The organism is Pantoea sp. JZ29 (assembly GCF_035190385.1).
Taxonomy (GTDB): domain Bacteria; phylum Pseudomonadota; class Gammaproteobacteria; order Enterobacterales; family Enterobacteriaceae; genus Pantoea; species Pantoea stewartii.
In genome coordinates this window covers 3,380,042-3,402,221 of record NZ_CP045241.1, presented here as the reverse complement: position 1 = coordinate 3,402,221, position 22,180 = coordinate 3,380,042, and the positions used below count along the sequence as shown (strand labels likewise).

The 22,180-nt window shown below is 54.2% G+C and carries 26 protein-coding genes; 18 read left to right on the top strand and 8 right to left on the bottom strand.

All coding sequences use genetic code 11. The annotated features are described in order from the left end of the window. Window positions 1–727: 727 nt before the first annotated feature. A complete protein-coding gene (locus GC090_RS15920) occupies window positions 728–1,588 on the bottom strand; it encodes a LysR family transcriptional regulator (RefSeq protein ID WP_033738778.1) in 861 nt (286 codons plus the stop codon). Between the two features lie 86 nt (window positions 1,589–1,674). On the opposite strand from GC090_RS15920, the gene GC090_RS15915 reads away from it, so the two are divergent. The 5 genes from GC090_RS15915 to GC090_RS15895 all read left to right on the top strand — a co-directional run bounded on the left by GC090_RS15915 (window position 1,675) and on the right by GC090_RS15895 (window position 7,141). Continuing rightward, window positions 1,675–2,838, top strand: coding sequence for a cyanate transporter (locus GC090_RS15915; RefSeq protein ID WP_324020359.1), 1,164 nt, complete (start codon window positions 1,675–1,677; stop codon window positions 2,836–2,838). A gap of 219 nt (window positions 2,839–3,057) precedes the next feature. Continuing rightward, window positions 3,058–4,713 carry an L-lactate permease gene (lldP, locus tag GC090_RS15910; protein WP_033738598.1) on the top strand — a complete coding sequence of 552 codons (1,656 nt, stop codon included), beginning with the start codon at window positions 3,058–3,060 and terminating at the stop codon, window positions 4,711–4,713. Beyond that, a complete protein-coding gene (gene lldR, locus GC090_RS15905) occupies window positions 4,710–5,480 on the top strand; it encodes a transcriptional regulator LldR (protein ID WP_324020358.1) in 771 nt (256 codons plus the stop codon). The genes lldP and lldR overlap by 4 nt, the downstream gene beginning before the upstream one ends. Then, a complete protein-coding gene (gene lldD / locus GC090_RS15900) occupies window positions 5,480–6,667 on the top strand; it encodes an FMN-dependent L-lactate dehydrogenase LldD (RefSeq protein WP_006118082.1) in 1,188 nt (395 codons plus the stop codon). The genes lldR and lldD overlap by 1 nt, the downstream gene beginning before the upstream one ends. A 45-nt stretch (window positions 6,668–6,712) precedes the next feature. Then, window positions 6,713–7,141 (top strand): OsmC family protein, encoded by a 429-nt coding sequence (locus GC090_RS15895; protein WP_006118083.1) that lies wholly within the window; start codon window positions 6,713–6,715, stop codon window positions 7,139–7,141. Between the two features lie 304 nt (window positions 7,142–7,445). Here GC090_RS15895 and GC090_RS15890 read toward each other — a convergent pair whose 3' ends face one another. Continuing rightward, window positions 7,446–7,676 carry a hypothetical protein gene (locus GC090_RS15890; protein WP_006118085.1) on the bottom strand — a complete coding sequence of 77 codons (231 nt, stop codon included), beginning with the start codon at window positions 7,674–7,676 and terminating at the stop codon, window positions 7,446–7,448. A gap of 107 nt (window positions 7,677–7,783) precedes the next feature. Further along, window positions 7,784–7,954, bottom strand: a complete 171-nt coding sequence (locus tag GC090_RS15885) for a hypothetical protein (protein WP_006118086.1) — start codon at window positions 7,952–7,954, stop codon at window positions 7,784–7,786. 401 nt (window positions 7,955–8,355) lie between these two features. Between GC090_RS15885 and GC090_RS15880 the strand changes: the two genes are divergently transcribed. From GC090_RS15880 to GC090_RS15865, 4 genes are all read left to right on the top strand, one after another. After that, entirely contained in the window at window positions 8,356–8,664 is a 309-nt protein-coding gene (locus GC090_RS15880) for a PTS sugar transporter subunit IIB (protein WP_006118087.1), read from the top strand. A gap of 85 nt (window positions 8,665–8,749) precedes the next feature. Continuing rightward, entirely contained in the window at window positions 8,750–10,060 is a 1,311-nt protein-coding gene (locus GC090_RS15875; RefSeq protein WP_033738601.1) for a PTS sugar transporter subunit IIC, read from the top strand. 3 nt (window positions 10,061–10,063) lie between these two features. Next, window positions 10,064–10,378 carry a PTS lactose/cellobiose transporter subunit IIA gene (locus GC090_RS15870; protein WP_006118134.1) on the top strand — a complete coding sequence of 105 codons (315 nt, stop codon included), beginning with the start codon at window positions 10,064–10,066 and terminating at the stop codon, window positions 10,376–10,378. Between the two features lie 12 nt (window positions 10,379–10,390). Continuing rightward, complete coding sequence (locus tag GC090_RS15865; RefSeq protein WP_324020356.1) at window positions 10,391–11,821, top strand: glycoside hydrolase family 1 protein; 1,431 nt, start codon at window positions 10,391–10,393, stop codon at window positions 11,819–11,821. A gap of 25 nt (window positions 11,822–11,846) precedes the next feature. Here GC090_RS15865 and GC090_RS15860 read toward each other — a convergent pair whose 3' ends face one another. Both GC090_RS15860 and GC090_RS15855 read right to left on the bottom strand, forming a co-directional pair. Then, the gene (locus tag GC090_RS15860; protein ID WP_033738604.1) at window positions 11,847–12,860 is read right to left on the bottom strand and encodes a LacI family DNA-binding transcriptional regulator; all 1,014 of its coding nucleotides are present in this window, start codon (window positions 12,858–12,860) and stop codon (window positions 11,847–11,849) included. 91 nt (window positions 12,861–12,951) lie between these two features. After that, on the bottom strand, window positions 12,952–13,599 hold the full coding sequence (locus tag GC090_RS15855; protein WP_033738779.1) for a CPBP family intramembrane glutamic endopeptidase: 648 nt from the start codon (window positions 13,597–13,599) through the stop codon (window positions 12,952–12,954). Between the two features lie 481 nt (window positions 13,600–14,080). On the opposite strand from GC090_RS15855, the gene GC090_RS15850 reads away from it, so the two are divergent. Together GC090_RS15850 and GC090_RS15845 are read left to right on the top strand one after the other, a co-directional pair. Further along, window positions 14,081–14,377, top strand: a complete 297-nt coding sequence (locus GC090_RS15850) for an I78 family peptidase inhibitor (RefSeq protein WP_289367887.1) — start codon at window positions 14,081–14,083, stop codon at window positions 14,375–14,377. Between the two features lie 208 nt (window positions 14,378–14,585). Next, window positions 14,586–14,906: a hypothetical protein gene (locus GC090_RS15845; RefSeq protein WP_006118139.1), complete on the top strand. Its 321-nt coding sequence runs from the start codon at window positions 14,586–14,588 to the stop codon at window positions 14,904–14,906. 12 nt (window positions 14,907–14,918) lie between these two features. Here the strand turns inward: GC090_RS15845 and GC090_RS15840 are convergent, their stop codons facing one another. Then, window positions 14,919–15,170 carry a biofilm development regulator YmgB/AriR family protein gene (locus GC090_RS15840; protein WP_006118140.1) on the bottom strand — a complete coding sequence of 84 codons (252 nt, stop codon included), beginning with the start codon at window positions 15,168–15,170 and terminating at the stop codon, window positions 14,919–14,921. Window positions 15,171–15,870: 700 nt separating this feature from the next. Here GC090_RS15840 and iraP point away from each other — a divergent pair. The 3 genes from iraP (at window position 15,871) to GC090_RS15825 (ending at window position 18,300) form a co-directional block, all read left to right on the top strand. Beyond that, a complete protein-coding gene (iraP, locus tag GC090_RS15835; RefSeq protein ID WP_006117590.1) occupies window positions 15,871–16,125 on the top strand; it encodes an anti-adapter protein IraP in 255 nt (84 codons plus the stop codon). A gap of 116 nt (window positions 16,126–16,241) precedes the next feature. Further along, window positions 16,242–16,544, top strand: a complete 303-nt coding sequence (locus GC090_RS15830; RefSeq protein ID WP_006117589.1) for a PsiF family protein — start codon at window positions 16,242–16,244, stop codon at window positions 16,542–16,544. A 223-nt stretch (window positions 16,545–16,767) separates the two neighbouring features. After that, the gene (locus GC090_RS15825) at window positions 16,768–18,300 is read left to right on the top strand and encodes an FAD-dependent oxidoreductase (RefSeq protein ID WP_324020354.1); all 1,533 of its coding nucleotides are present in this window, start codon (window positions 16,768–16,770) and stop codon (window positions 18,298–18,300) included. Window positions 18,301–18,347: 47 nt separating this feature from the next. Here the strand turns inward: GC090_RS15825 and proC are convergent, their stop codons facing one another. Next, window positions 18,348–19,160: a pyrroline-5-carboxylate reductase gene (gene proC, locus GC090_RS15820; RefSeq protein WP_033738612.1), complete on the bottom strand. Its 813-nt coding sequence runs from the start codon at window positions 19,158–19,160 to the stop codon at window positions 18,348–18,350. A 275-nt stretch (window positions 19,161–19,435) separates the two neighbouring features. On the opposite strand from proC, the gene GC090_RS15815 reads away from it, so the two are divergent. Then, on the top strand, window positions 19,436–19,885 hold the full coding sequence (locus GC090_RS15815) for a YaiI/YqxD family protein (RefSeq protein WP_006117586.1): 450 nt from the start codon (window positions 19,436–19,438) through the stop codon (window positions 19,883–19,885). 1 nt (window position 19,886) lies between these two features. Here GC090_RS15815 and GC090_RS15810 read toward each other — a convergent pair whose 3' ends face one another. After that, the gene (locus GC090_RS15810) at window positions 19,887–20,594 is read right to left on the bottom strand and encodes a DUF2076 domain-containing protein (RefSeq protein WP_006117585.1); all 708 of its coding nucleotides are present in this window, start codon (window positions 20,592–20,594) and stop codon (window positions 19,887–19,889) included. A 282-nt stretch (window positions 20,595–20,876) separates the two neighbouring features. Between GC090_RS15810 and aroL the strand changes: the two genes are divergently transcribed. The 3 genes from aroL to ppnP all read left to right on the top strand — a co-directional run bounded on the left by aroL (window position 20,877) and on the right by ppnP (window position 22,149). Next, window positions 20,877–21,401: a shikimate kinase AroL gene (gene aroL / locus GC090_RS15805; protein WP_006117584.1), complete on the top strand. Its 525-nt coding sequence runs from the start codon at window positions 20,877–20,879 to the stop codon at window positions 21,399–21,401. A 111-nt stretch (window positions 21,402–21,512) separates the two neighbouring features. Further along, window positions 21,513–21,704 carry a YaiA family protein gene (locus GC090_RS15800; protein WP_006117583.1) on the top strand — a complete coding sequence of 64 codons (192 nt, stop codon included), beginning with the start codon at window positions 21,513–21,515 and terminating at the stop codon, window positions 21,702–21,704. Between the two features lie 154 nt (window positions 21,705–21,858). Beyond that, window positions 21,859–22,149 (top strand): pyrimidine/purine nucleoside phosphorylase, encoded by a 291-nt coding sequence (gene ppnP, locus GC090_RS15795; protein WP_006117582.1) that lies wholly within the window; start codon window positions 21,859–21,861, stop codon window positions 22,147–22,149. The last annotated feature ends 31 nt before the right edge of the window (window positions 22,150–22,180 follow it).

Sequence of the window (22,180 nt, the reverse complement as noted above, 5' to 3'; positions counted from 1 at the left end):
GCCTCTGCGGCTGTAAGTTGGGGCATCATTGCGAGCGCAAGTCTGTCAGAAAGCGTACACAACAGCAATGTTAACCTGCAAACCCTGCGCCGGGCGGCGCTTTTATCTAAGAATAAACTGAAGATGAAAAAGATTAGTTGGGAAATTTTAATCAATTAAAGCGTCAGGTGTGAAACCGCTTACATAGACTAAGCCATTAAGATTAAGAATGTTTTTTCTAATATTTTCTTTGTAATACACAATTTAAAGTTAATCAGATTATTCCGCATTTGCGACGGAATTAACGCATTAATAATGCAAAAGTATCGCCAGAAGAGAAGATGAAAACGACTTGTAAACGCCTTTATATTGAGGAGGATACATCGATATCACTACTGGCAGAGGATTTTTTCATTGAATAATATCCCGCAGATCTTGCATGAAGACGTACTTAAAATCGTAGGTCGTGCAGTCCTGACATTGCATCTCTATGGGGAAAGCTTATCGGCAGATAAAGTGGCCTCTATGATTGGATGTTATGCCGAAGACGATCCGGTGGCTTCTGATGGCGCCCATCTCTATACGCTTGCGATGGCGTTAATGTCACAGACGAGGGAGGCTCGGGTTTAGCGTCGCCTTCATTCGGCTGTCCGCGCCCCATGCCAGCTCTCTGACAGGGGGCGCGTCCGCATCTGCACGCGGTTTCTGGTTTTACAGCGTCCTTTACCACTGCCTGTCAGTGAAAAACTCACTGCCAGTGCAGATCGGCAAATGTCACCAGTGCCTCTGCCAGCTGGCGCTGAAGCGCCTCATCCGGCTGGCGACAAAACAGCGCCAGCTCAAAAGTGTTAATCACCGGCAAGCCCTGCTGGTCGCCCAGCACACGATGTGCAGGCAGGCGACAGCTGGCAGGCAACAGCGTAACGCCCAGGCCCTGGGCACTGGCGGCAGACAGGGCCACAAGGCTGGCACTGCTGTAACCGATGCGCCAGCTGCGGCCCAACCCATCCAGCGTCTGGCAGATCTCCTCGCGATAAAGTCCCTGTTGAGGAAACAGGACCAGCGGCACCGGCGAATGCTCAAAGCAGGGATATGCGGCGCTGTCCAGCCATAACAGCGGCTCGGGTCGGGAAGCCAGCGGGCGTTCACCGTAAGGTTGCTTAATCAGCATGATATCCAGTTCCTCCCGCTGCCAGGCCCGACGTAGTTCTACCTGCATCCCGCTCATCACATCCAGCCGCATATGGGGATGTTCGCGACTGAACTGCGCCAGCAGGGCAGCCGTGGGGGCCGCAAAATCTTCCGGAACGCCAAGCCGCAGCACACCATCGCGCCACTTATCGCTTAACACATCGAGTGCTTCGCCATTCAGGGCAATGATACGGCGGGCATAACCCAACAGCTTCTCGCCTTCCTCCGTGACGGTTACCTGATGTGATGAGCGGGCCAGCAGTGCTTTTCCCACCCTCTCTTCCAGTCGCCGCACCTGCTGGCTCACTGTTGATTGCGACAGGTGCACGCGATCGGCGGCACGGGTGAAGCTGGCGGTTTCGCAGACCGCAACAAAGCTCAGAAGCTGCTGGGGCGTGAACATAGGCTGGCGATTCATTTTTCCACTGCCTGTCATGATGATATTCCATTTCCAAATAGTAACCACAGCTGTCAGGCTGACAAGGTTTACTTCCAGGATGGCCCATGAAAAAAGAGAATATTGTGATCGTTACCGCCCTTGTGCTGGCGGGACTGAATATGCGTCCACTGATGACCTCCGTCAGTCCGTTGCTGGATCAGTTACGCGAAAGCATTGGACTCTCCGCCTTGGCAGCGTCACTGCTGCCTGCGATTCCCATGATGATGATGGGAGCGATAGCGTTAATCAGCGCACCACTTATGCAGCGTGTTCAACTGCGCGGACTGCTGTGTGGCGGACTGGCGCTGTTAGTGTTGGCGCTCCTCAGCCGCCTTTTTGTGGCGCAAGGCGAATCGCTGGTAGGGAGCACGCTACCGGGCGGCATTGGTATCGGGATAGTGCAAATGGCGATGCCGGGCTTTATCCGCCAACGCTTTCCACAACGCAGTGCGATGATGACCGGGCTGTGGTCTGCGGCCCTGATGGGCGGGGGCGGACTGGGTGCCGCATTAACACCGTGGTTAAGTGCTCATCTGAGCTGGCAGATGGCCCTCAGCAGCTGGGCCGTGCCTGCGCTGCTGGCCATCCTGCTTTGGGCATGGATGCCCGGGGTGACGTCGCCAGCGCGCGCGTCGGTCGTGATGCCTTCACTATGGCGCAACGCGCGCGCCTGGATGCTGGCGCTCAGCTTTGGTTTAGTGAATGGCGGTTATGCCATTTGCGTGGCCTGGTTGCCTGATTTCTACCATCAGCTCGGCTGGAGCGCGCAAGCGGGCGGAAGCCTGTTGGGCGTGATGATTACCTGCCAGGTCGGCGGAGCGATGGTGTTTCCGCTGTTGACGCGCGGCCCGGATCGGCGGCCGCTGTTGCTGTTAACGCTGATTTTTCAGCTAAGCGGTATGCTTGGCCTCCTGTTTGCACCGCTTTACCATCCATGGCTGTGGGTGGGAATGGCGGGCGTGGGGCTGGGTGGTGCCTTTCCCCTGGCGCTGGTGCTGGCGCTGGACCATCTGGCGCATCCGCAGGCGGGCGGACGACTGGTGGCGTTCATGCAAGGGATTGGCTTTATTATTGCTGGCATTATGCCGTTTATCGCCGGTCAGTTGCATGCACTGACCGGCGATTTCTCCACGATCTGGTGGCTCCAGTGCGGCGTTACGATTGGACTGGTCGGGTTAAATCTGCGTTTTCATCCGCAAAGTTACAAATACGCCTTTACACAACCGTGATTGGTCCGACCAAAACAGCTAAACCTTTTCAGTGCTTCACATAACGTTAAAATTAAAGCCGTAACTGTTGCCTTGGGTTAACAGCGGGTTAAGTATCTGTAACGGATAAGCCCCAACTGGCAAAATTGGTAGGACCAATAAGCAGAGCGGGCGTGACAGATGCGCCCTGTGTTTATGCCCGTCGCGCATCGCTCTCATCACCTTTCTGGAGATAACGGCATGCAGGTCTGGCAGCAAAATTATGATCCGCTCAATAACATCTGGCTCTCCAGCCTGATTGCGTTACTGCCTGTTCTGTTTTTCTTTTTTGCGTTGATTAAGCTAAAGATGAAAGGCCATCAGGCTGCCACCATCACTGTCATGCTGGCGCTGGGAGTTGCGCTGCTGCTGTATCATATGCCGTGGCAGCAGGCGCTGGCCTCAGCGGCCTACGGCTTCCTGTACGGTCTGTGGCCCATTGCCTGGATTATCGTGGCCGCGGTCTTTGTCTATAAAATCTCGGTCAGGACCGGGCAGTTCGATATCATTCGCGCGTCCATCTTGTCGATCACGCCGGATCAGCGCTTACAGATGCTGATTGTCGGTTTTTCCTTTGGTGCCTTTTTAGAGGGCGCGGCAGGCTTTGGTGCGCCGGTGGCGATCACGGCTGCGTTGCTGGTAGGGCTGGGTTTTAATCCGCTTTATGCCGCAGGGTTATGCCTGATCGTGAATACCGCGCCGGTGGCGTTTGGTGCGATGGGTATTCCCATTATTGTGGCGGGGCAGGTTACCGGTCTGGACAGCTTTGCCATCGGTCAGATGGCCGGACGCCAGCTGCCTTTTTTAACCGTCATCGTGCTGTTCTGGATCATGGCGATCATGGATGGCTGGCGCGGGGTGAAAGAAACCTGGCCGGCGGTGATGGTTGCGGGTGGGTCGTTCGCGATAGCACAATTCCTGAGTTCAAATTTCCTGGGCCCGGCGTTACCCGATATTATCTCTTCGCTGGCATCACTCGTTTCCCTGACTCTGTTTCTGCGCGTCTGGCAGCCGGTTCGCATCTTTCGCTTCAGCGATGCCGAAAATCAGACGGCGACGCAACCCGCACGTCAGCAGACGTATACGACAAAGCAGGTCATTCGCGCCTGGATGCCCTTCCTGTTTCTCACCGCAACGGTAACGCTGTGGAGTATCCCGCCCTTTAAAGCGCTGTTTGCCAAAGGGGGTGCACTGGCCAACTGGGTGATGAGCATTCCCGTCCCTGGCCTGCATGACTGGATTACCCGGATACCGCCGGTTGTGGCACAGCCCAGCGCCTGGCCCGCCATTTTTAAACTGGATCTGCTGTCTGCAACCGGCACTGCCATTCTGATTGCGGCAATTGTGGCGATTATCTTTCTGAAAATGAAACCCAGAGCGGCAGTCGGGACATTTGTCGAAACACTGAAATCCCTGATGTTGCCCATCTACTCCATTGGTATGGTGCTGGCCTTTGCCTTTATCTCGAACTACTCGGGTTTATCAGCCACGCTGGCGCTGGCCTTAGCGCACACGGGCCATGCCTTTACCTTTTTCTCCCCCTTTCTGGGCTGGCTTGGCGTGTTTCTTACCGGTTCGGATACCTCCTCCAACGCGCTGTTTGCCGCGTTGCAGGCCACCACGGCGCAGCAGATTGGCGTTTCCGATATCCTGCTGGTGGCAGCGAATACCACGGGTGGCGTCACCGGTAAAATGATCTCTCCCCAGTCGATCGCTATTGCCTGTGCAGCGGTCGGTCTGGTCGGCAAAGAGTCCGATCTGTTCCGCTTCACCGTAAAGCACAGCCTGATCTTTACCGGCCTGGTTGGGGTGATGACCACGCTGCAGGCTTACGTTTTTCCCTGGATGATCCCATGACACCAAACGATCCCTTACCGATGCGGCTTAAGCACTATATCCGCGATCATCAGCTTGAGCCGGGCATGCGTTTGCCCGCCGAGCGTCAGCTGGCGGCCGCGCTGGGCGTTTCCCGTTCGTCGCTGCGTGAAGCTATTCAGCAACTGATCAGCAGCGGCGTTTTGATGAGTCGGCGCGGTGACGGTACCTGGCTGCGTCAGCCGCAGGAGCCCTGGTCTGAGCAGCGCATCGTCGAGCCCATTCGTCAGCTTCTCGCCAACGATCCGGACTACCGTTACGACATTCTTGAAGCGCGCCATGCGATAGAGGGAAGCACGGCCTGGCATGCGGCGCTACGGGCTACCGAGTCAGATAAAGAGCGTCTGCGGTACGCCTTTGATGCCACGCTGGCGATGAAAGAGAGTGACGATCCCCATCTGGCCGGGCAGGCCGATCTGCGCTTTCATCTGGCCATCGCAGAAGCCTCACATAACATCGTGCTGCTGCAAACCATGCGGGGATTATTCGATTTACTGCATTCGTCCATGCTGCACAGTCGTAAGCTGATGTACATCAGACCCGTGATTTTTGACCGCCTGACCGATCAGCACCAGGCGATGCTCGACGCGATTTTACTGGGCGATGCCGAGGCTGCCCGGTCAGCCGCTATGGATCATCTGGGTTTTGTTCACACCACAATGAAAACACTTGATGAAGACGAAGCCAGGCAGGCGCGAATTACGCGTTTGCCGGGTCATGACCTGCACAATCACAAGGAAAACCGCTGATGATCATCTCTGCCGCCAGTGACTATCGCGCCGCCGCGCAGCGCATTTTACCGCCTTTTCTGTTTCATTATCTGGATGGCGGTGCCTATGCAGAGCATACGCTACGGCGGAATGTTGCCGATCTGTCAGACGTGGCGTTGCGCCAGCGCATTCTCCGGAACATGTCGGCGCTCAGCCTGGAAACCACGCTGTTCAGTGAAACGCTGTCCATGCCCGTCGCGCTGGCACCGGTTGGGCTGTGTGGCATGTACGCGCGTCGGGGGGAAGTGCAGGCCGCGCGCGCTGCGGCGGGCAAAGGGATTCCGTTTACCTTATCGACCGTCTCCGTTTGCCCGATTGAGGAAGTGGCACCGCAAATCAGTCGGCCCATGTGGTTTCAACTGTATGTGCTGCGCGATCGCGGCTTTATGCGTAACGCCCTTGAGCGGGCAAAAGCGGCGGGCTGTACCACATTAGTATTTACCGTTGATATGCCAACGCCGGGCGCACGCTATCGCGATGCGCACTCGGGCATGAGCGGCAAGCACGCGGCCCTGCGCCGCTACTGGCAGGCTGTCACGCACCCACGCTGGGCACTGGATGTTGGGCTACAGGGCCGACCACACGATCTGGGCAATATTTCCACCTATCTGGGCAAACCGACCGGGCTGGAAGACTATATTGGCTGGCTGGCAAAGAATTTCGATCCGTCGATTTCCTGGAAAGATCTGGAATGGATCCGTGAGTTCTGGGACGGGCCAATGGTGATTAAAGGCATTCTGGATCCGGAAGATGCCCGCGATGCGGTGCGGTTTGGTGCCGATGGCATTGTGGTCTCAAACCATGGCGGACGCCAGCTGGACGGCGTGTTGTCTTCGGCTCGTGCCTTACCGGCCATCGCGGATGCGGTTAAGGGGGATATGACGATTCTTGCCGACAGCGGCATCCGTAATGGGCTTGATGTGGTGCGCATGATTGCGTTGGGCGCAGATACTGTTCTGCTGGGACGGGCCTTTGTTTACGCGCTGGCCACACATGGCCAACGTGGCGTCGAACATCTGCTGACGCTGATTGAAAACGAAATGAAAGTCGCGATGACCTTAACAGGCGCGAAGTGTATAGCCGATATCAACCAGACGTCGCTGGTGCAGGCGAATGCGTTGCTGGGCGAAGTGGCCCTGCATCCGGCCTCATGCCCGGCAAACTGAGCGACGTTGTCTATACTTACCTTCTTTACCAACAGGAGGAATGATATGACCATTCATAAGAAAGGTTCGGCGCATTGGGAAGGCGATATCAAAGGCAAAGGCACAGTCAGCACAGAAAGTGGTGTACTGAACCAGCAACCTTACGGCTTTAACACCCGTTTCGAAGGGCAGAAAGGCACCAATCCGGAAGAGCTTATCGGCGCAGCACATGCCGCCTGTTTTTCAATGGCACTGTCGCTCATGTTAGGTAACGCAGGCCATAAACCTGAAAGCATTGATACCAGTGCCGATGTGTCGCTGGACAAAAAAGGTGAAGGCTTCGCGATTACGAAAGTGGCGCTGACCAGCACCATCTCGCTGCCGGGCATTGATAACGACACCTTTGATGAAATCATCAATAAAGCTAAAGCCGGCTGTCCGGTTTCGCAGGTGCTTAATGCAGAGATCACACTCGATTACACGCTGAACAACTGATTGCGTACCTGAGTCGCCTTCTGGCGGCTCTAGCGGTAATCTTGCAGCATCCGGATGCGCCTCAGGGCGCATTTTCGCTTTATTCAGACGGACACTGAAATGGCAAAAAAGACGGAAAAGGGGGGCGGGTTTTGCTGAGCATGGGGGGCGGACTGCTGCTGATCCACAGGGCCGCAATGCTATGGGGCTGAAATCCTGGCTGTCGCGCCACAAACTCGGCGTGTTGCTGATGGTGGTACTGCTGCTGGAGGTAATCTGTTTCCTTCTTACCGCCTCGTGGCTGCCATGCAATGCATGACAGCAATCAGGCGTAAATCTCTTCACTCCGCTTCACACGTACATCCGTGCGCGCAATACGGTACGCCTTGCCGGGATCGCCCGCGACAAACTCAAACGTAGGTGAGTAGTAAAACGGCAGCCAGCCACCGTATCCGCTTTCCCATTCCCAGCGAACCGGACAGGGCCACAGAATGCCTTCATACAAAATGTAATAAACCCAACGCCCGGTAGGACGGCGGGGACGACTACTTTTCATGGGATTCACAACTGTGTTGGTGTAGAACAGCTTATATTTTGAACGTTAAGCGGCAACCTTGCAATGTCATCGGCTACTTTTTGTGCCATTCGCCCTGTACCGCTTTCTTAACGATGCACTTCGCCACATATCAGCACGACGTTAGGACGCACTTTATGGATACGATTTGCCATGACTTCACAGGCGGTTTTCGTCGGATAAATGCGTTCTGACACCGGTAAAGCTTCACAGGCATCGTGTCCACACGCGCTGACCAATAACACAAAACCAATTAACATAACCGACTCCTTATCCCGGTCCGCGTACTGCGAGAAGGGTGAGTGTTCCTTTATATATCACCAGTATAGCTAATTGCCGCCGGACGCCCGTGTTACGGCAGTCGGTATCGGATTGCTCTGAGCAATTATACGCGTTACCCGCTTATCAGGCAGTGAATTCTTACCCATCACTGCGATGGACAGCGCCGACGATATGGCTGAGTGAACCGCCGTTTTATTGCCTCAGCATGACGAGAAACGGGCTTCCTGATAAGGCTTATTCAGGTGTTTATTCGCCCCGAACCTCTTTAATGCTCGCGTTTTGATACTTCTCACACTTCTGATACGCAAATCTGAAACCGGTTGCAGAAAATTTTCACCCTGTGTATTCGTTAATCATTCACCACAAAGAGGAATACACCATGACGAAGATTTTACTGTGCTGTGCTGCGGGCATGTCCACCAGTATGGTGGTGCAGAAAATGGAAAAGGCGGCGCAACAGCAAGGGCTGGACGTCGAGATAAAAGCTGTGGGGATTGAAGAGTTTAGAGACGATATCGCCGATTACGACTGCTGCCTGCTCGGGCCACAAATCAAATACAAGCTGGCCGATTTTCAACCGATCGCCCAGCAATACAGCAAGCCGGTTGCGGTCATCAACAGTATGGATTACGGCATGATGAATGGTGAAAAAATATTAAGCGACGCACTAAAGCTTATTCATACCTGACACCAGGGAGGTCCGGGATATATCACGCGAAACCCGCACTGCGTCAGGCAGGTTATTCTCTTTTGCCTCAGCAAGGAGTCAGGCAATGAGCCACTTCAGTGAATCTCTATTCGGCGTCATCGAAAACCGTATTAGCCCACTGGCGGGCCGTCTTTCCAGCCAGCGTCATGTCATCGCTATCCGGGACGGATTTATTGCCTCCATGCCGTTTCTGATCGTGGGCTCGTTTATGCTGTTGTTTGCTCATCCGCCTTTTTCGGCAGACAGCAGTTGGGCGTTCGCACAGTGGTGGCTGGGCATGGTAAAGGCGCATGAAGAACAAATCATGATGCCGTACAACATGACGATGGGCATTATGGCGCTCTATATCGCCAGTGCCATCGCCTATAACCTGGCGAACAGTTATAAGATGAATGGCTTTATGGCGGCCAGTCTGTCGCTGATGGCGTTTCTGGTGGTGGCGGCACCGCAGAGCGGCAAAACGTTGCCGGTTGGTTCGCTGGGCGGGGAGGGCATTTTTACCGCGATTCTGGTCGCGCTCTTTGCGACGGAGCTGATGCACGTTCTGCAGAAATACAACATCGGTTTCAAACTGCCCGAGCAGGTGCCGCCGAAGATCCGTCAGTCGTTCGATCTGCTCATCCCGATTATCACGATTTTTATCACGTTGTTTCCCCTGAGCCTGTGGGTACAGGCGCAGTTCGGCATGTTGCTGCCTCAGGCCATCATGGCCATTTTCTCGCCCATCATCTCTGCCTCTGATTCACTGCCTGCCGTGCTGGTGGCGGTACTGCTGTGCCATCTGCTGTGGTTTGCAGGCATTCATGGGGCGGTGATTGTCGGGGGCATATTGCAGGCTTTCTGGCTGACCAATCTCGGTCTGAATCAGCAGGCGCTGAACGCGGGAGAACCCATCAGCCACGTGTTTATTGAACCCTTCTGGCAGTTTTTTATTGTTATCGGTGGCTCCGGTTCGACGATGGGGTTGGTGTTGCTTTACTTGCGCAGTCAGTCAGCACATCTGCGATCGATTGGAAAACTGAGTGTGGTGCCCAGCATGTTCAACATCAACGAACCGGTGATTTTTGGTTCACCGGTCGTGATGAACCCCATTCTGTTTATCCCTTTTATTCTTGCCCCGTTAGTCAACGCCGTCATTGCCTGGATCGCCACCAAAACGAACCTGATTAATCACGTGATCTCACTGGCTCCTTGGACGACGCCTGCCCCCATTGGGGCCGCCTGGTCAACCGGCTGGGACTGGCGCGTCATTGTGTTGATTGCCGTGCTGGTCACTATTGCCACGCTGATCTACTACCCGTTTTTCAAAATGTACGAGCGTCAACTACTGCAGCAAGAGCAACCCTCTGCCGCAGCGCAACCGGTTAAGGAGTAACCCATGGAAATTGATGAAAGCACGGTAATCGAACTGATTATCCAGGCAGGCGAAGCTCGCTCCTGTTCAATGGAGGCGTTGCGGGCGGCGCGGCAGCAAAACTGGGCGCAGGCGGACAGTATGCTCAGTGCCGCAACCGCGGCGGCCAAAGCAGCCCATCAAACGCAGACGCAGCTCATTGGCGCTGATGAGGGCAGCGGAAAGATTCCGGTCAGTCTGATTATGGTCCATGCTCAGGACCACCTGATGAACGCAATGCTCTGTCGCGAACTGGCTGAGGAGATCATTCAACTGCGCCGGGAGTTAGCCGCACGTTAAACAGGAGGTTATATGCAACATTCGACATTGCCCGCGTTTCCCAGGGACTTTCTCTGGGGCGCGTCCACCTCAGCTTATCAGGTTGAAGGGGCCTGGAATGAAGAGGGCAAAGGGCCTTCCGTCATTGACCAGGCAACCTTCCATCAGGACTTTACCGATTTTACCGTTTGCAGCGATCACTATCATCGTTTCAGAGAGGACATCGCGCTGCTGGCGGAGATGGGATTAAAAACCTACCGCTTTTCCATTGCCTGGAGCCGTCTTTATCCCGAGGGCGATGGTGCGTTGAACCCGGCGGGCGTGGCCTTTTATCAGCAGGTGATCGATGAACTCTGTCGGTACGGCATTACGCCGCTGGTCACCCTTTATCATTTTGATTTACCCTGGGCGTTGCAGCAGGCGGGCGGCTGGTCTTCACGGCGTACAGTGGCGGCCTTTGAGCGTTTTGCCATCACCTGCTTTGAGCACTATGGTCGTCAGGTTAAGTACTGGCTGACCATCAACGAACAGAACATGATGATCCTTAAGGGCGATGTGATTGGTACGTTGCCACCCGGCACCGCCGATCCGCAGAAAACGCTGTATCAGCAGAATCATCATATGATGCTGGCACAGGCGAAAGCGATGATCGCCTGCCATGAACGGTTGCCGGATGCCAAAATCGGCCCGGCACCCAATATCTCCTGCGTCTATGCCGCCAGTGCGCGGCCGGAAGATGTGCTGGCAGCCGATAATTTCTCTGCAATTCGCAACTGGCTCTATCTGGATCTGGCGGTCCATGGTCGCTATAACGCCGTGGTCTGGGCTTTCCTGAAACAGCGCGGCTGGTTACCGACGATCGAAGACGATGACATGGCTATCATCGCCGCAGGCAAGCCGGATTTTATCGCCTTTAATTATTATGCGTCCGCGACGGTGGGAGCCGAAGGCGAGGGTGAGCAAAGCGAAAATAAACCTCGGCCCGATCAGCAAATGGCGGGCATTGATCGGTCGGTTTATGTGGGATGTGACAATCCGCATCTCCGGCAAAATCAGTTCGGCTGGTATATCGATCCGGTGGGTTTTCGCATTACGGCGCGCCAGATTTATGCCCGCTATGCTTTGCCGCTTATCGTGACCGAAAACGGGTTGGGTGCCTTTGATCGGCTGGAGGCCGATAATAAGGTACATGATGATTACCGTATTGCGTATCTGCGCGAACACATTGCGCAACTGCAGCTGGCACTTGCCGATGGTGTGGAACTGTTTGGCTATTGTCCCTGGTCGGCAATAGATTTGGTAAGTACGCATCAGGGCATCAACAAGCGTTACGGCTTTATTTACGTCAACCGCGATGAAAAAGATTTAAAGGATCTGGCACGTTACCGTAAGAAGAGTTTTTTCTGGTACCAGAAACTGATTCGCAGTAATGGGGCAACGCTGAACGATTCTGTCGACTACTGATGGTGCGCGGCAGGGATGCCGCGCCTTACTGTTTATAAGGCCCGTCAGTGACCGAGGCCCGTTCGATCAGGTGACCGCTAAACGGCGGCAAGGCCGTGACCGCTTCCCCTTCCAGCATCGCCACCAGCTGCGCCAGCGTGTGCTGAATCATCTCTGCGACCGGCACATGTACCGTGGTGAGCGGCGGCAGAAAAAATTCCGCCATACGAATATCATCAAAGCCCAGCAGGGAGACATCCTCCGGCAGCCGTTTGCCCGCAGCGTTCAGCGCCAGCGCGGCCCCAATAGCCATATCGTCATTACTGGCCATCAGTGCACTAAATGGCATGTCCGATTCAAGCAGCGTTTTTGCCGCCGCCATGCCGCTGGCGGGCGTCCATGCACCCTGCACGATCAGCGCACGGTCCGCTAAGCCATGCTCGTCAAGCGCCTGCTGATAACCGGCCAGGCGGGCCGCAGCGGTCGGTGAGCCTGCCAGACCCGTAATGAAAGCGATGTCGTAATGGCCGCGCGTAATCAAATAGCGGGTGGCCTGAAAGGTATTCTGCTGATGGGTGGCCCAGACGCAGTGTGCCGGATGACGCTGCAGCTGACGATTCACCACCATAACGGGAATGGCGTGTTGCTCAATAATGGCATCCAGCGCCGCGGTATCCAGAAAACGGGGGTAGATAATGATGGCGTCACAGCGCAGGTCGAGCAAAAACTCAATGGCGGCACGTTCATCGTCAGCGCTGGTTTTTCCATCCGCCAGAATAAGCTGCCGGCCATAGTTATTTGTCAACGTAGCAGCCTGAAACAGCAATTCGCTGAAGTAAGGCCCATTGAATAAAGAGTGGGTAACGATAAGCCCGATATTCTGGGATTTCTGCGTCGCCAGGCTACGTGCCAGCAGGTTAGGGCGATAACCGGTTTCCGCCACAGCCTGAAAGACCTTCTGTTGCGTACTCTTACTGACGTAGCGATTTCCCGCCAGCACGCGCGAGACGGTGGCTTTAGAGACGCCGGCCTTGCGGGCCACATCCAGCATGGTAATCATGGGCTTTCTGACCATCCTTCCCTGTTAGTAAAAGATACACGCTGATTTTACGCAGGTTAGTGATGACCCGGTAACAAAAAGGGTAGCGGGATCAGGCGAAATACCAGGCAGGCAGAATCGCAATCAGATTATTCAGCGTATGCAGAAAGACCGGCAGGGCCAGCGTATTGCTGCGCAGACGGGCGTAGCAAAGCAGCATAGAAAACAGCGTCAGCGCCACCACCGTTTCCCAGTGGACATATTGCGTATGCATGAGCGCGAACAGTAACGAGGTCAGTAATACACAGGCAAAACGGCTGTTAGGTGCCCACAACAGAAATCCCTGTAATAAAAAGCCGCGAAACAACACTTCCTCAAACACAGGAGCCAGTAAGACGGCGGTCAACAGCAGGATAAGCATCGAACTGGGCCCCTGCTGAGTTTGTGCGACCAGCCAGCCTTCCGGCTGCAAATACTGCGTTTGTGCCACCATTAAAATAAACAGCGCGCCAATAAACAGTAAAGTCTGACCGGAACGCAAAAAGCCCAGAGGAATATCGGTACGACGCTGGCAATAAAAGCGATACAGCGGATAGATAACGGCAAATTCAAACAGGCAAAGCACAGGCACCAGTAAACCGTCATTACGCAGAATACCGTAATTAGGAAACAGGGTAATCAACATGGTAACGAGGTAATAAACAACAAAGCTGCCGACATAAAACAGTGTCAACGTCACTCTGTCGGAATTGGTGTTCATAGGCGACCCAGCCAGCGAAGATAAGCGCATAGTAGCAATGCCTCAAATCGCTGTCGAGAGAGCCGATCACACAATGTTAGCTGTTTATTACCTTACGTAAATGAGTCTGGGTTAATCAATTAAAAATCAGTGCTTTGCCTACGATACACTCTGTCGCCTGTCAGGTCGCCCAGCCTGTCAGACGTGAAACCGCACCCGCAAACGGGCCGCTTATCGCACCCGAACCGCAATCAGTGTCATCACGACGGCAAAGCAGATAAAAATCACAAGTTCCATAGTAGCCTCCTAAGATAATTCTTAGTAAGGTTAGCGTCTTGTATTTGAAATTCTGAACGGTAAGTGCCTTTACACTGGTTATCTGGCAATAAGGCAGCATTTAATGCTTAATAATGTGTGAATCGCTTGATTTTAATGATTCAACCCGGTGGTGGGGCTTGTTACGCTTCAGGTCAGGGTTTAACACGATTACAGGAGAACATACGTGAATCATTACGGAAAAGTGCTGGTGGCAACCGGCTTCTTACTGCTGACGGCCTGTCAGTCCACCAGGCAGCCTGATACGGCAGCCGTCCCGCCCGGCAAGGAAGCGGACAGCTGCGGTGCCTCTCATTACCAAAACTTTGTCGGCAAACCGCTGTCCGCCCTTGAGCAACAGCGTTTCAGTCAGAAGGTGCGCGCCATTCCGTGGAATTCTGCCGTCACGATGGATTTTAATTTCGCCCGCCTGAACTTTCTGGCAGACAAAAGCGGTACTATCACCCAGGTCTATTGTGGTTAAGCGTTAAATAAACCGCGCATTGTCATTGAGGTGTCATGGGGACAGGGGAAGATAAGGCCGGTATTCTGCTGTCTTCAGCCTGTGGTCGCCTGGTCGCACTGAGCCAGCAGGATCGGGATTTCCTCGTCACATCAATTTGCAATGCTCGTCTTGTTTATTCCCGCTCTGGCGGGAATTTTTTTCTGGCTCAGTCTGGAAGGAGCAACGCATGTACTCTCGTCCACGCCTCTCACTGTCATTACTGTTGCTGATCAGTCCGGTCGCACTGGCTTCCAGCCCGACGGCATGGCAGGAAAACCAACAGGTCATGCGGCAGGCCTGTATTAATGCCAGTACGCTAAGTAAGGTAAAAATCGTGGGACAGCCCATCGACTATGATGACAGCGTGGGTTACAGCGCCTTGTTACTTGAGGGGCATTACCCACAGAAGCAAATGAAAAACCGGCGTGGGCGTGAACTCTGCCTGTTTCAACGCAGCAGCGGCCGTGCCAGTGTAAGTGAAGCCCGTCAGCTCCGTTGGGTGAAATAGCATAAAGGCGGCCTACTCACGTGGCCGCGCTTCCATCAACTGGGCCAGTAAACCCCGGTAACGCTGCAGGCGCTGCTCATCCCCTTCAAACTCCAGTTTATTAATGACGCGTGCGATTATTGCCTTATTCGTTGTCGGCTGGCCTGCTTCCATCAGTTCACGCAGGATAACGGCCAGCAGATCGGACTCCGGCAGCACGTTCCAGTCCGGGCTGTTGAAGTAATCAGTGATAGCACGACTGGCACTATTAGATTGGACGCTCATTCCCCGTCTCCGCAAACAGACCCTTTGCCCGGTGCGCAACGGCGCAGCAGGCAGAAGCTACTGAATGATGGGCTCCCGGAAAGAACGGCAAGGGTTTTATCGGGAGCGTTTCGTTGGTCAGAACAGCCAACGTCCCGCCCGTACCTGGCGGTTTTTTAAACATAGGTGGGCCAGAGAGGATTGTCAGTAACAGCCTGAAATATTTTTCAGATGTGATGAGTGAAAATCGAATAGTGCCAATATGAAATAAGGCATTTTTTCAGATTATCTTGATGAAAGACAAGCTGTTGCACTGAATCAGGTGCGTTTTTGGCGCAGCCAAAGGGCTGAGTAGCCCGTCATTATCGGGCCGGGAGGCATCCTGTTGTCCAGGTGGAAGGTTAAGGAACAGGGGGACCGACTGCCCGCAATCGCGGGGAGATTTTTCTCACGTTAACGGGAATGAAAACGGCCGTTATCGCTTGTAAGAAAAGAATCTCTGCTAAAAAAAGCCAGCCGGGAATCTTTATTTTATTTCGACTGAGTGAGTCAGCGTGTTATTTCATTGCGATAACAACGTTTCGTTTTCCGGCAAAATAAATGCAATAAAACCGTAGCGACAAAATGGCCTGAGTCGGGCGCAAAGCGGGCTGAAAAATCACTTTGTTTTTTAATCTGACGAATGCTAATTTTTATTTGTCTTACACGAAGGGGCCCCGGCATGAAAAACCTGATTGCTGAGTTGCTAATCACCCTGGCAGAAAAAGAAGAGGCGTCAAAAGAGCAGGTTGCACAGATCGAAGCGCTGGAAATCGTGGTTACCGCGATGCTGCGTTTGCTTCCACCCGAGCAGCATCACGCTATCGTCAGCAGTATTGAAACCGCCATGATGAATGCCGATGTAGATCATAATGATAAAAATACGGTCCTGCTAAAACGTTATGTCACGCGCTTACTTAATCGTCCGCGTATCTGAAAAGTGCCACCGACAATTCAGATTTGCGATCTCTGCCTTATTCCCTGATAAACGTATTCCGTATAGCGTGTAACGTGCCAGAATTAATCTGTTTTCATCAAGAGGGAGTGAATACAATGAAACGCGGTTTAATGACGCTAGTGTTAGCAGGCTTACTGGTGGGCGGCAGCGCCAGTGCGGCTGAAAAAACGCCACAACAGCAAAAAATGGCCATGTGTAATGAACATGCCACGTCACAAGCGTTGAAAGGCGATGTGCGAAAGAAATTTATGAGCGATTGCCTGAAAAAGGACAGTAAGGTCGCCGACATGTCGCCGCAGCAGGTAAAAATGAAAACCTGTAATCTGCAGGCCGGTGATAAAAAGCTGACGGGGGAAGCACGCAAAACCTTCATGAGTCAGTGTCTGAAGAAAAGTTAACGTTCGGTCGGCCATTTCGGTGGCCGCTTTAGTTTTCTCCTGCCTGCGCTGTCACATCCTCACGTATTTTTAATTTCCGCTTAAACAAACAGTTAGGAAAAAATCCTGACGTTAAAACCGGAGTCTGGCCGATCCTTTGCCACACTTACTGTTTACAGGCATTTGCGCAGAAGCCCTGTTGATCTGCGCGTTCAGCCGTGACAGTCGGAGAAGGAGCTATGTCGTGAACTATCAATTTGTGGTCGCTCTGAAGGATTTACCGCACCGCCAGCCGGTTAAAAAAAAGCTCGGGGAAACAGAGCTGCTGTTAATTCGTGATGGCGACAACGTACACGCTTACCAGGCGAAGTGTCCCCATGCCGGCGCACCCCTTGAGCAGGGTGCCATTTGTGAAAACCGGCTGATCTGTCCCTGGCATAAAGCCACTTTTGAACTGGACAGTGGCAAAATGTGTGAGCCGCTCGCGCTGGCCGATCTCAAACAGTATCCCGTGCGCATTGAAAACGAGGCGGTTCTGGTGAATCCCAAAGCCATGTCGCCTGCGACTGCGATAGGCAGTGGAGCCGCTGCGCCGGTCTTTGTCGTGCTGGGTGGTGGCGCAGCCGGGAGTGCGGCGCTATGGCGGTTACGTCACGAGGGGTTTAAAGGGCGGCTGATCCTGATTGAGCAGGAGCCTGATGCACCCTATGATCGCACGGCGTTAACCAAATTTGTCCCCTCGGGCAAAATGGACATCGATGAGGTGCCCTCACTGCTGGGTGAGGACATCATGGCGCACGTAGAACGCCTGCAAAAGCGCGTGGAGCGGATTGATAACCATCAGCACCGGATAATATTTGCTGACGGTACGACGCTGCAATTCGATAAGCTCCTGATTGCCACAGGTGGCGCGCCCGTCAAACCTGCGCTGTCCGGGCGCGATCTTGCTGGCGTTCATATCCTGCGCAGTAAACAGCACACCGCAGACTTACTGCAGGCGGTCGATGACACTCAACAGATTGTCATTATCGGCAACAGCTTTATCGGCATGGAACTGGCCTCCTCACTGCGTAATCGCGACATTGATGTCACCGTCATTGCGCGTCATCCGCTGCCGTTTGCGAAACAGTTTGGCGAAGCCGTTGGTCGCTATTTTTATCAGCTCCATCAGGCGAACGGCGTAAAGTTTATCGAAGGCGAGATCGATGCCCTGCTGGGCGAAGACCATGTTAACGCGGTACGACTAAAAACGGGCAAGCATATTGCCGCCGATGTGGTGCTGTTTGCGACCGGCGTTAAACCCGCCACACACTTTATTCATGATTTGCCGCTGCTGGAGGATGGCAGTCTGCAAACGGACGAACAACTCCGGGTGGCCGAGAATGTCTGGGTGGCAGGCGATATCGCCACGTATCCTTCTCCCCAGGGGCCGTTGCGAATCGAACACTTTCGTGTTGCCGAACAACAGGGACAGACAGCGGCCATCAATATGCTGGGCAATATCCGTCACTTTGATCGGGTGCCGTTTTTCTGGACCGCGCACTATGGTACGCGCTATGAATATCTTGGCCATGCGGCGGACTGGGATGACTACCAGTCGGTGGGCTCGCTGGAAGAAAAGGAATTCATGGCGTTTTATGGCAAAGAAGGGCAACTGGCGGCGGTTTTCTCCTGTGGCCTTTACACTCTGACCGCCGCGCTGGTTGACAACATGCAGCAACCCATGACGGTGAAGCAGGCGCTGGCGCTTTATCAGGACTACCGTTCCGCCGGCTAGTGGGGATGCGCCTGGCAACGCGCACTGCCGTTGCCAGACGCCGCGGGTTAACTGCGGCTCAGCTTCTCTGATTTCGCCATGCACTGCTGCATCGCCTCAATCACGGCGGAGCGAAAACCTTTTTCTTCCAGAACTTTTACCGCTTCTATCGTGGTGCCGCCCGGCGAGCAGACCATATCTTTTAACTCGCCCGGGTGTTTGCCGGTCTCCAGTACCATCTGTGCCGAACCTTTTACGGCCTGTGCCGCAAACTGGTAGGCCTGCGCCCGCGGCATGCCACCTGCCACCGCAGCATCGGCCATGGCTTCAATGAACATAAACACGTAAGCCGGTGCCGAACCACTCACGCCCACCACGGAATGAATCAGGTATTCATCCACTACCGCGGCCTGGCCAAAGCTTTTAAACATTGCAACGACCTCATCGAGTTCGCTCTGTTCAACCAGCGCATTGGGCGTGACCGAGGTCATCCCTTCTCCCACCAGAGACGGGGTATTCGGCATGGCCCGAATGATTTTTCGATCGTGTCCCAGTACGGAGGCCAGATTGTCCAGGGTAACGCCTGCCGCAATGGAGACAACCAGCGTCTCTTTTTTCATGCAGGTGGCGAGATCATTCAGAACTCTGAGGATGACATTCGGTTTTACCGCCCCAAACAGGACATCAACATGCTGCGCCAGCGCTTCTGCGCTCTCAGCCGCATGGATACCGTACTGTTCGGCCATTTCCTGATTAGTGCTGGCTTTACGGTCATAAATCCAGATCGCTGACGGTGCAACTTGCCCGCTGTTTATCAGGCCGCCAATGATGGCTTTGGCCATGTTGCCTCCGCCAATAAATCCGATTTTCTTTTCCTGCATCACCGTCTCCTTCGCTGTTTACACATATCAACGATGTAGCTTACTGCAGACAGGATTAATAACAAGTTAGCCCTGTGCTGAACGACCTGCTGTCACCCCGCTGACCGGAGGCGTTTAACCGTGCCAGGACATGGCGCGGTGCGCATTAAGGCGCAGTGGCGGTGCAGCCAGATCGGATAAAGCAGGTTCTGCGTTAAAGAGGGCTGTGTTTTTCACTCAACCCGGTCAGCAAAACAGGTTACCATCGTCACTCTTTTGCAGAACAAGGAATAACGATGGCTATCTGGGTTGATGCTGATGCCTGTCCTAACGTGATTAAGGACGTGCTGTACCGGGCAGCGGACAGAACGCAAACCGTGGTGACCTTTGTGGCTAACCAGTCCCTGCGGGTGCCACCTTCGCCCTGGCTGCGAACACTGCAGGTGCCTGCGGGATTTGATGTGGCGGACAATGAGATTGTTAAGCGCGTAAACGTCGGCGATCTGGTGATTACGGCCGATATTCCGTTGGCCGCGGAAGTGATTGAGAAGGGCGCGGCAGCCTTGAATCCACGCGGGGAGCGCTATTCACCAGCAACCATTCGCGAACGACTGACCATGCGCGATTTTATGGACACCATGCGCGCCAGCGGTGTTCAGACAGGCGGCCCCGCCGCATTAAGCCCACGGGACCGCCAGCAGTTTGCCAATGAACTAGACAGCTGGCTCCGACAACGCCAGCGCTAAATCAGACGAAGTTGTCGTCGTCGTCGAAGTCATTGCCGCCAAAATCATTCAGGTCGCCGTTGTCGGCGTAGGAATCACTCCAGCCGTTACTTTGATCCAGGAAAGACTGATTATCCGCCCCGTTCTGGTCAAGGAACGACTGATCGTTGCCACCGTTGAAGGTATTCAGACTGTCGTCCACCTGCGGCAACGGCTGCTCGTTGATGATGTTAACGATCTCCTGCGGCTGAGAATGATGGAACATGCTGGTCAGCATATCGGCCATGACCACACCACCTGCCACCCCAACGGCGGTTTGCAGGGCACCGCCCAGGAAGCCGCTGCCACGTGGCGCCGGGGCGCTGGCATAAGGTTGCTGCGGTTGCGGTGCCTGTTGCGGCGCACTGTTCCACTGCGGCTGAGCTGGCTGCGGTTGGGCGCTGCCGCCGCCAAACAGGCTGGATAAAAATCCACCGCTGCTCTTCGGCTGCTGCTGCGCCTGTTGTTGCGCCAGCTGGTTTTCCAGTTCCTTAATACGTTCATTAAGTTTTTTAAGGGCCGCTTCCTGAATCAGAATGGCCTGCGCCATGTAGTAGGGCGCGCCTGGTTGTTCCTGCAGGTGTTGTTTGATGAGTTGTTCGGCAGCAGCATCGCGCGCCGCTGTCTGGCTTTCCGCTTGTTTCAAACGGCTGAACAGATTTTCAATCAGTTGTTGTTCTTCGCGTTGCATGATTACTCTCCCGTTGCGACTGTAAACAGTATATGGGGGCGATGAGCAGCAATGTAAATTCGTGGCGGTAAGCAAATGTTGCAGAGACAAAAATACGGTGTTCATGCACAAAATGTGCATGGTTAATTCATTGTTTATAAAAAGCTTAATGCAATGGGTTGTCTGACTGTGCGTAAAATACGCTCAATGGGTAGAGGCCGCCATCATTTCCCGCTATGATGCGCGTATTATTTAAGCCAGACCTGCAGCTGTTATGGGCTGTACGGCGGAGGAAGTGCCCAGATGTCCTTGTCCATTTTTTTGATTGGTGCGCGCGGCTGCGGAAAAACCACCATCGGTGAAGCCCTGTCTCATGCGCTGGGTTATGCCTTCCGCGATACCGATCACCACCTGCAATTCACGACCCAGCGTACCGTGGCTGAAATTGTCGCGGCGGAAGGCTGGGAAAGCTTTCGTGCGCGGGAGACCGAGTCGCTGAAAGCCGTGACGGCGCCCTCAACCATCATCGCGACCGGTGGTGGCATGGTGCTGGCAGAGGTCAACCGCCGCTATATGCGCGAACATGGTCAGGTTATCTGGTTAAGTGCGCCTTCTGAGGTGCTTGCCCGGCGTCTGGAAAGCCAGCCTGAAGCTGCGCAGCGCCCGACGCTGACCGGACGGCCCATCGCAGAAGAGATGACAGAGGTGCTGCGCGCCCGTGCCCACCTGTACCGTATGGCCGCTCATCATGAAGTGGACGCGATGCAGCCGCCGGAACGCGTTGTTGAGCAAATTCTGCAGTCGTTATCGCTGGCACGCGCCAGCTAACCGTCAGATTTATCTCCTTCCCGCCGCGATTTACGCCTTTTTGACTATACTTATTCCATGACGGGCAACCGCCTGTCGTGTGGAATGTCATTCAGCCAAGAGGGACAAATGATGCCGTCAAGACCTCCTTACCCCAGAGAAGCGCGCGTTGTGACCGTGGAAAAAGGCCCCGAAGGTAAAAAAGTCACGTCCTGGCAACTGCGAGCCGATCATCCGAAGCCGGATTCACTCATCAGTGAGCACGATTCAGAGCAGGAAGCGCATGATGCGAAACAACGTTACGAAGATGTAGAAAAAGAGTAAGCCGTCGCGCTGGCAAGGATGCCGTCGATGCGCGCCCGTCTTATCCCCGCCCCTTGTCACCGCCAGCGATCACATTCGCTCATTATTTCGCGTGACAGATCAGCAAGTTCGCTTCTACACTGCCAGTCACCCTAATGTGCTGTGAGGAAGATTTATGCTCAACGTAAGTGAGTATTTTGACGGAAAAGTTAAATCCATCGGTTTTGACAGTGCGAGCACCGGTCGTGCCAGCGTTGGTGTGATGGCAGAAGGCGAATATACCTTTGGCACTGCCCAGCCGGAAGAGATGACCGTGGTCAGTGGATCAATGAAAGTGTTGCTGCCGGGGGAAACAGAGTGGAAATGGTTCGAGGCGGGATCGGTATTTAACGTGCCGGGTCACAGCGAGTTTCATCTGCAGGTAGGCGAGCCCAGCTCTTATCTTTGCCGCTATCTGAAAGACTGAAAAAAACGGCCGCATCTTTTGCGGCCGCCTG

Bases quoted from the DNA above. Each gene is read 5' to 3' on its own strand.
- GC090_RS15920 (WP_033738778.1), bottom strand. From the start codon at position 1,588: ATGAATCGCCAGCCTATGTTCACGCCCCAGCAGCTTCTGAGCTTTGTT.
- GC090_RS15915 (WP_324020359.1), top strand. From the start codon at position 1,675: ATGAAAAAAGAGAATATTGTGATCGTTACCGCCCTTGTGCTGGCGGGA.
- lldP (WP_033738598.1), top strand. From the start codon at position 3,058: ATGCAGGTCTGGCAGCAAAATTATGATCCGCTCAATAACATCTGGCTC.
- lldR (WP_324020358.1), top strand. From the start codon at position 4,710: ATGACACCAAACGATCCCTTACCGATGCGGCTTAAGCACTATATCCGC.
- lldD (WP_006118082.1), top strand. From the start codon at position 5,480: ATGATCATCTCTGCCGCCAGTGACTATCGCGCCGCCGCGCAGCGCATT.
- GC090_RS15895 (WP_006118083.1), top strand. From the start codon at position 6,713: ATGACCATTCATAAGAAAGGTTCGGCGCATTGGGAAGGCGATATCAAA.
- GC090_RS15890 (WP_006118085.1), bottom strand. From the start codon at position 7,676: ATGAAAAGTAGTCGTCCCCGCCGTCCTACCGGGCGTTGGGTTTATTAC.
- GC090_RS15885 (WP_006118086.1), bottom strand. From the start codon at position 7,954: ATGTTAATTGGTTTTGTGTTATTGGTCAGCGCGTGTGGACACGATGCC.
- GC090_RS15880 (WP_006118087.1), top strand. From the start codon at position 8,356: ATGACGAAGATTTTACTGTGCTGTGCTGCGGGCATGTCCACCAGTATG.
- GC090_RS15875 (WP_033738601.1), top strand. From the start codon at position 8,750: ATGAGCCACTTCAGTGAATCTCTATTCGGCGTCATCGAAAACCGTATT.
- GC090_RS15870 (WP_006118134.1), top strand. From the start codon at position 10,064: ATGGAAATTGATGAAAGCACGGTAATCGAACTGATTATCCAGGCAGGC.
- GC090_RS15865 (WP_324020356.1), top strand. From the start codon at position 10,391: ATGCAACATTCGACATTGCCCGCGTTTCCCAGGGACTTTCTCTGGGGC.
- GC090_RS15860 (WP_033738604.1), bottom strand. From the start codon at position 12,860: ATGATTACCATGCTGGATGTGGCCCGCAAGGCCGGCGTCTCTAAAGCC.
- GC090_RS15855 (WP_033738779.1), bottom strand. From the start codon at position 13,599: ATGAACACCAATTCCGACAGAGTGACGTTGACACTGTTTTATGTCGGC.
- GC090_RS15845 (WP_006118139.1), top strand. From the start codon at position 14,586: ATGTACTCTCGTCCACGCCTCTCACTGTCATTACTGTTGCTGATCAGT.
- GC090_RS15840 (WP_006118140.1), bottom strand. From the start codon at position 15,170: ATGAGCGTCCAATCTAATAGTGCCAGTCGTGCTATCACTGATTACTTC.
- iraP (WP_006117590.1), top strand. From the start codon at position 15,871: ATGAAAAACCTGATTGCTGAGTTGCTAATCACCCTGGCAGAAAAAGAA.
- GC090_RS15830 (WP_006117589.1), top strand. From the start codon at position 16,242: ATGAAACGCGGTTTAATGACGCTAGTGTTAGCAGGCTTACTGGTGGGC.
- proC (WP_033738612.1), bottom strand. From the start codon at position 19,160: ATGCAGGAAAAGAAAATCGGATTTATTGGCGGAGGCAACATGGCCAAA.
- GC090_RS15815 (WP_006117586.1), top strand. From the start codon at position 19,436: ATGGCTATCTGGGTTGATGCTGATGCCTGTCCTAACGTGATTAAGGAC.
- GC090_RS15810 (WP_006117585.1), bottom strand. From the start codon at position 20,594: ATGCAACGCGAAGAACAACAACTGATTGAAAATCTGTTCAGCCGTTTG.
- aroL (WP_006117584.1), top strand. From the start codon at position 20,877: ATGTCCTTGTCCATTTTTTTGATTGGTGCGCGCGGCTGCGGAAAAACC.
- GC090_RS15800 (WP_006117583.1), top strand. From the start codon at position 21,513: ATGCCGTCAAGACCTCCTTACCCCAGAGAAGCGCGCGTTGTGACCGTG.
- ppnP (WP_006117582.1), top strand. From the start codon at position 21,859: ATGCTCAACGTAAGTGAGTATTTTGACGGAAAAGTTAAATCCATCGGT.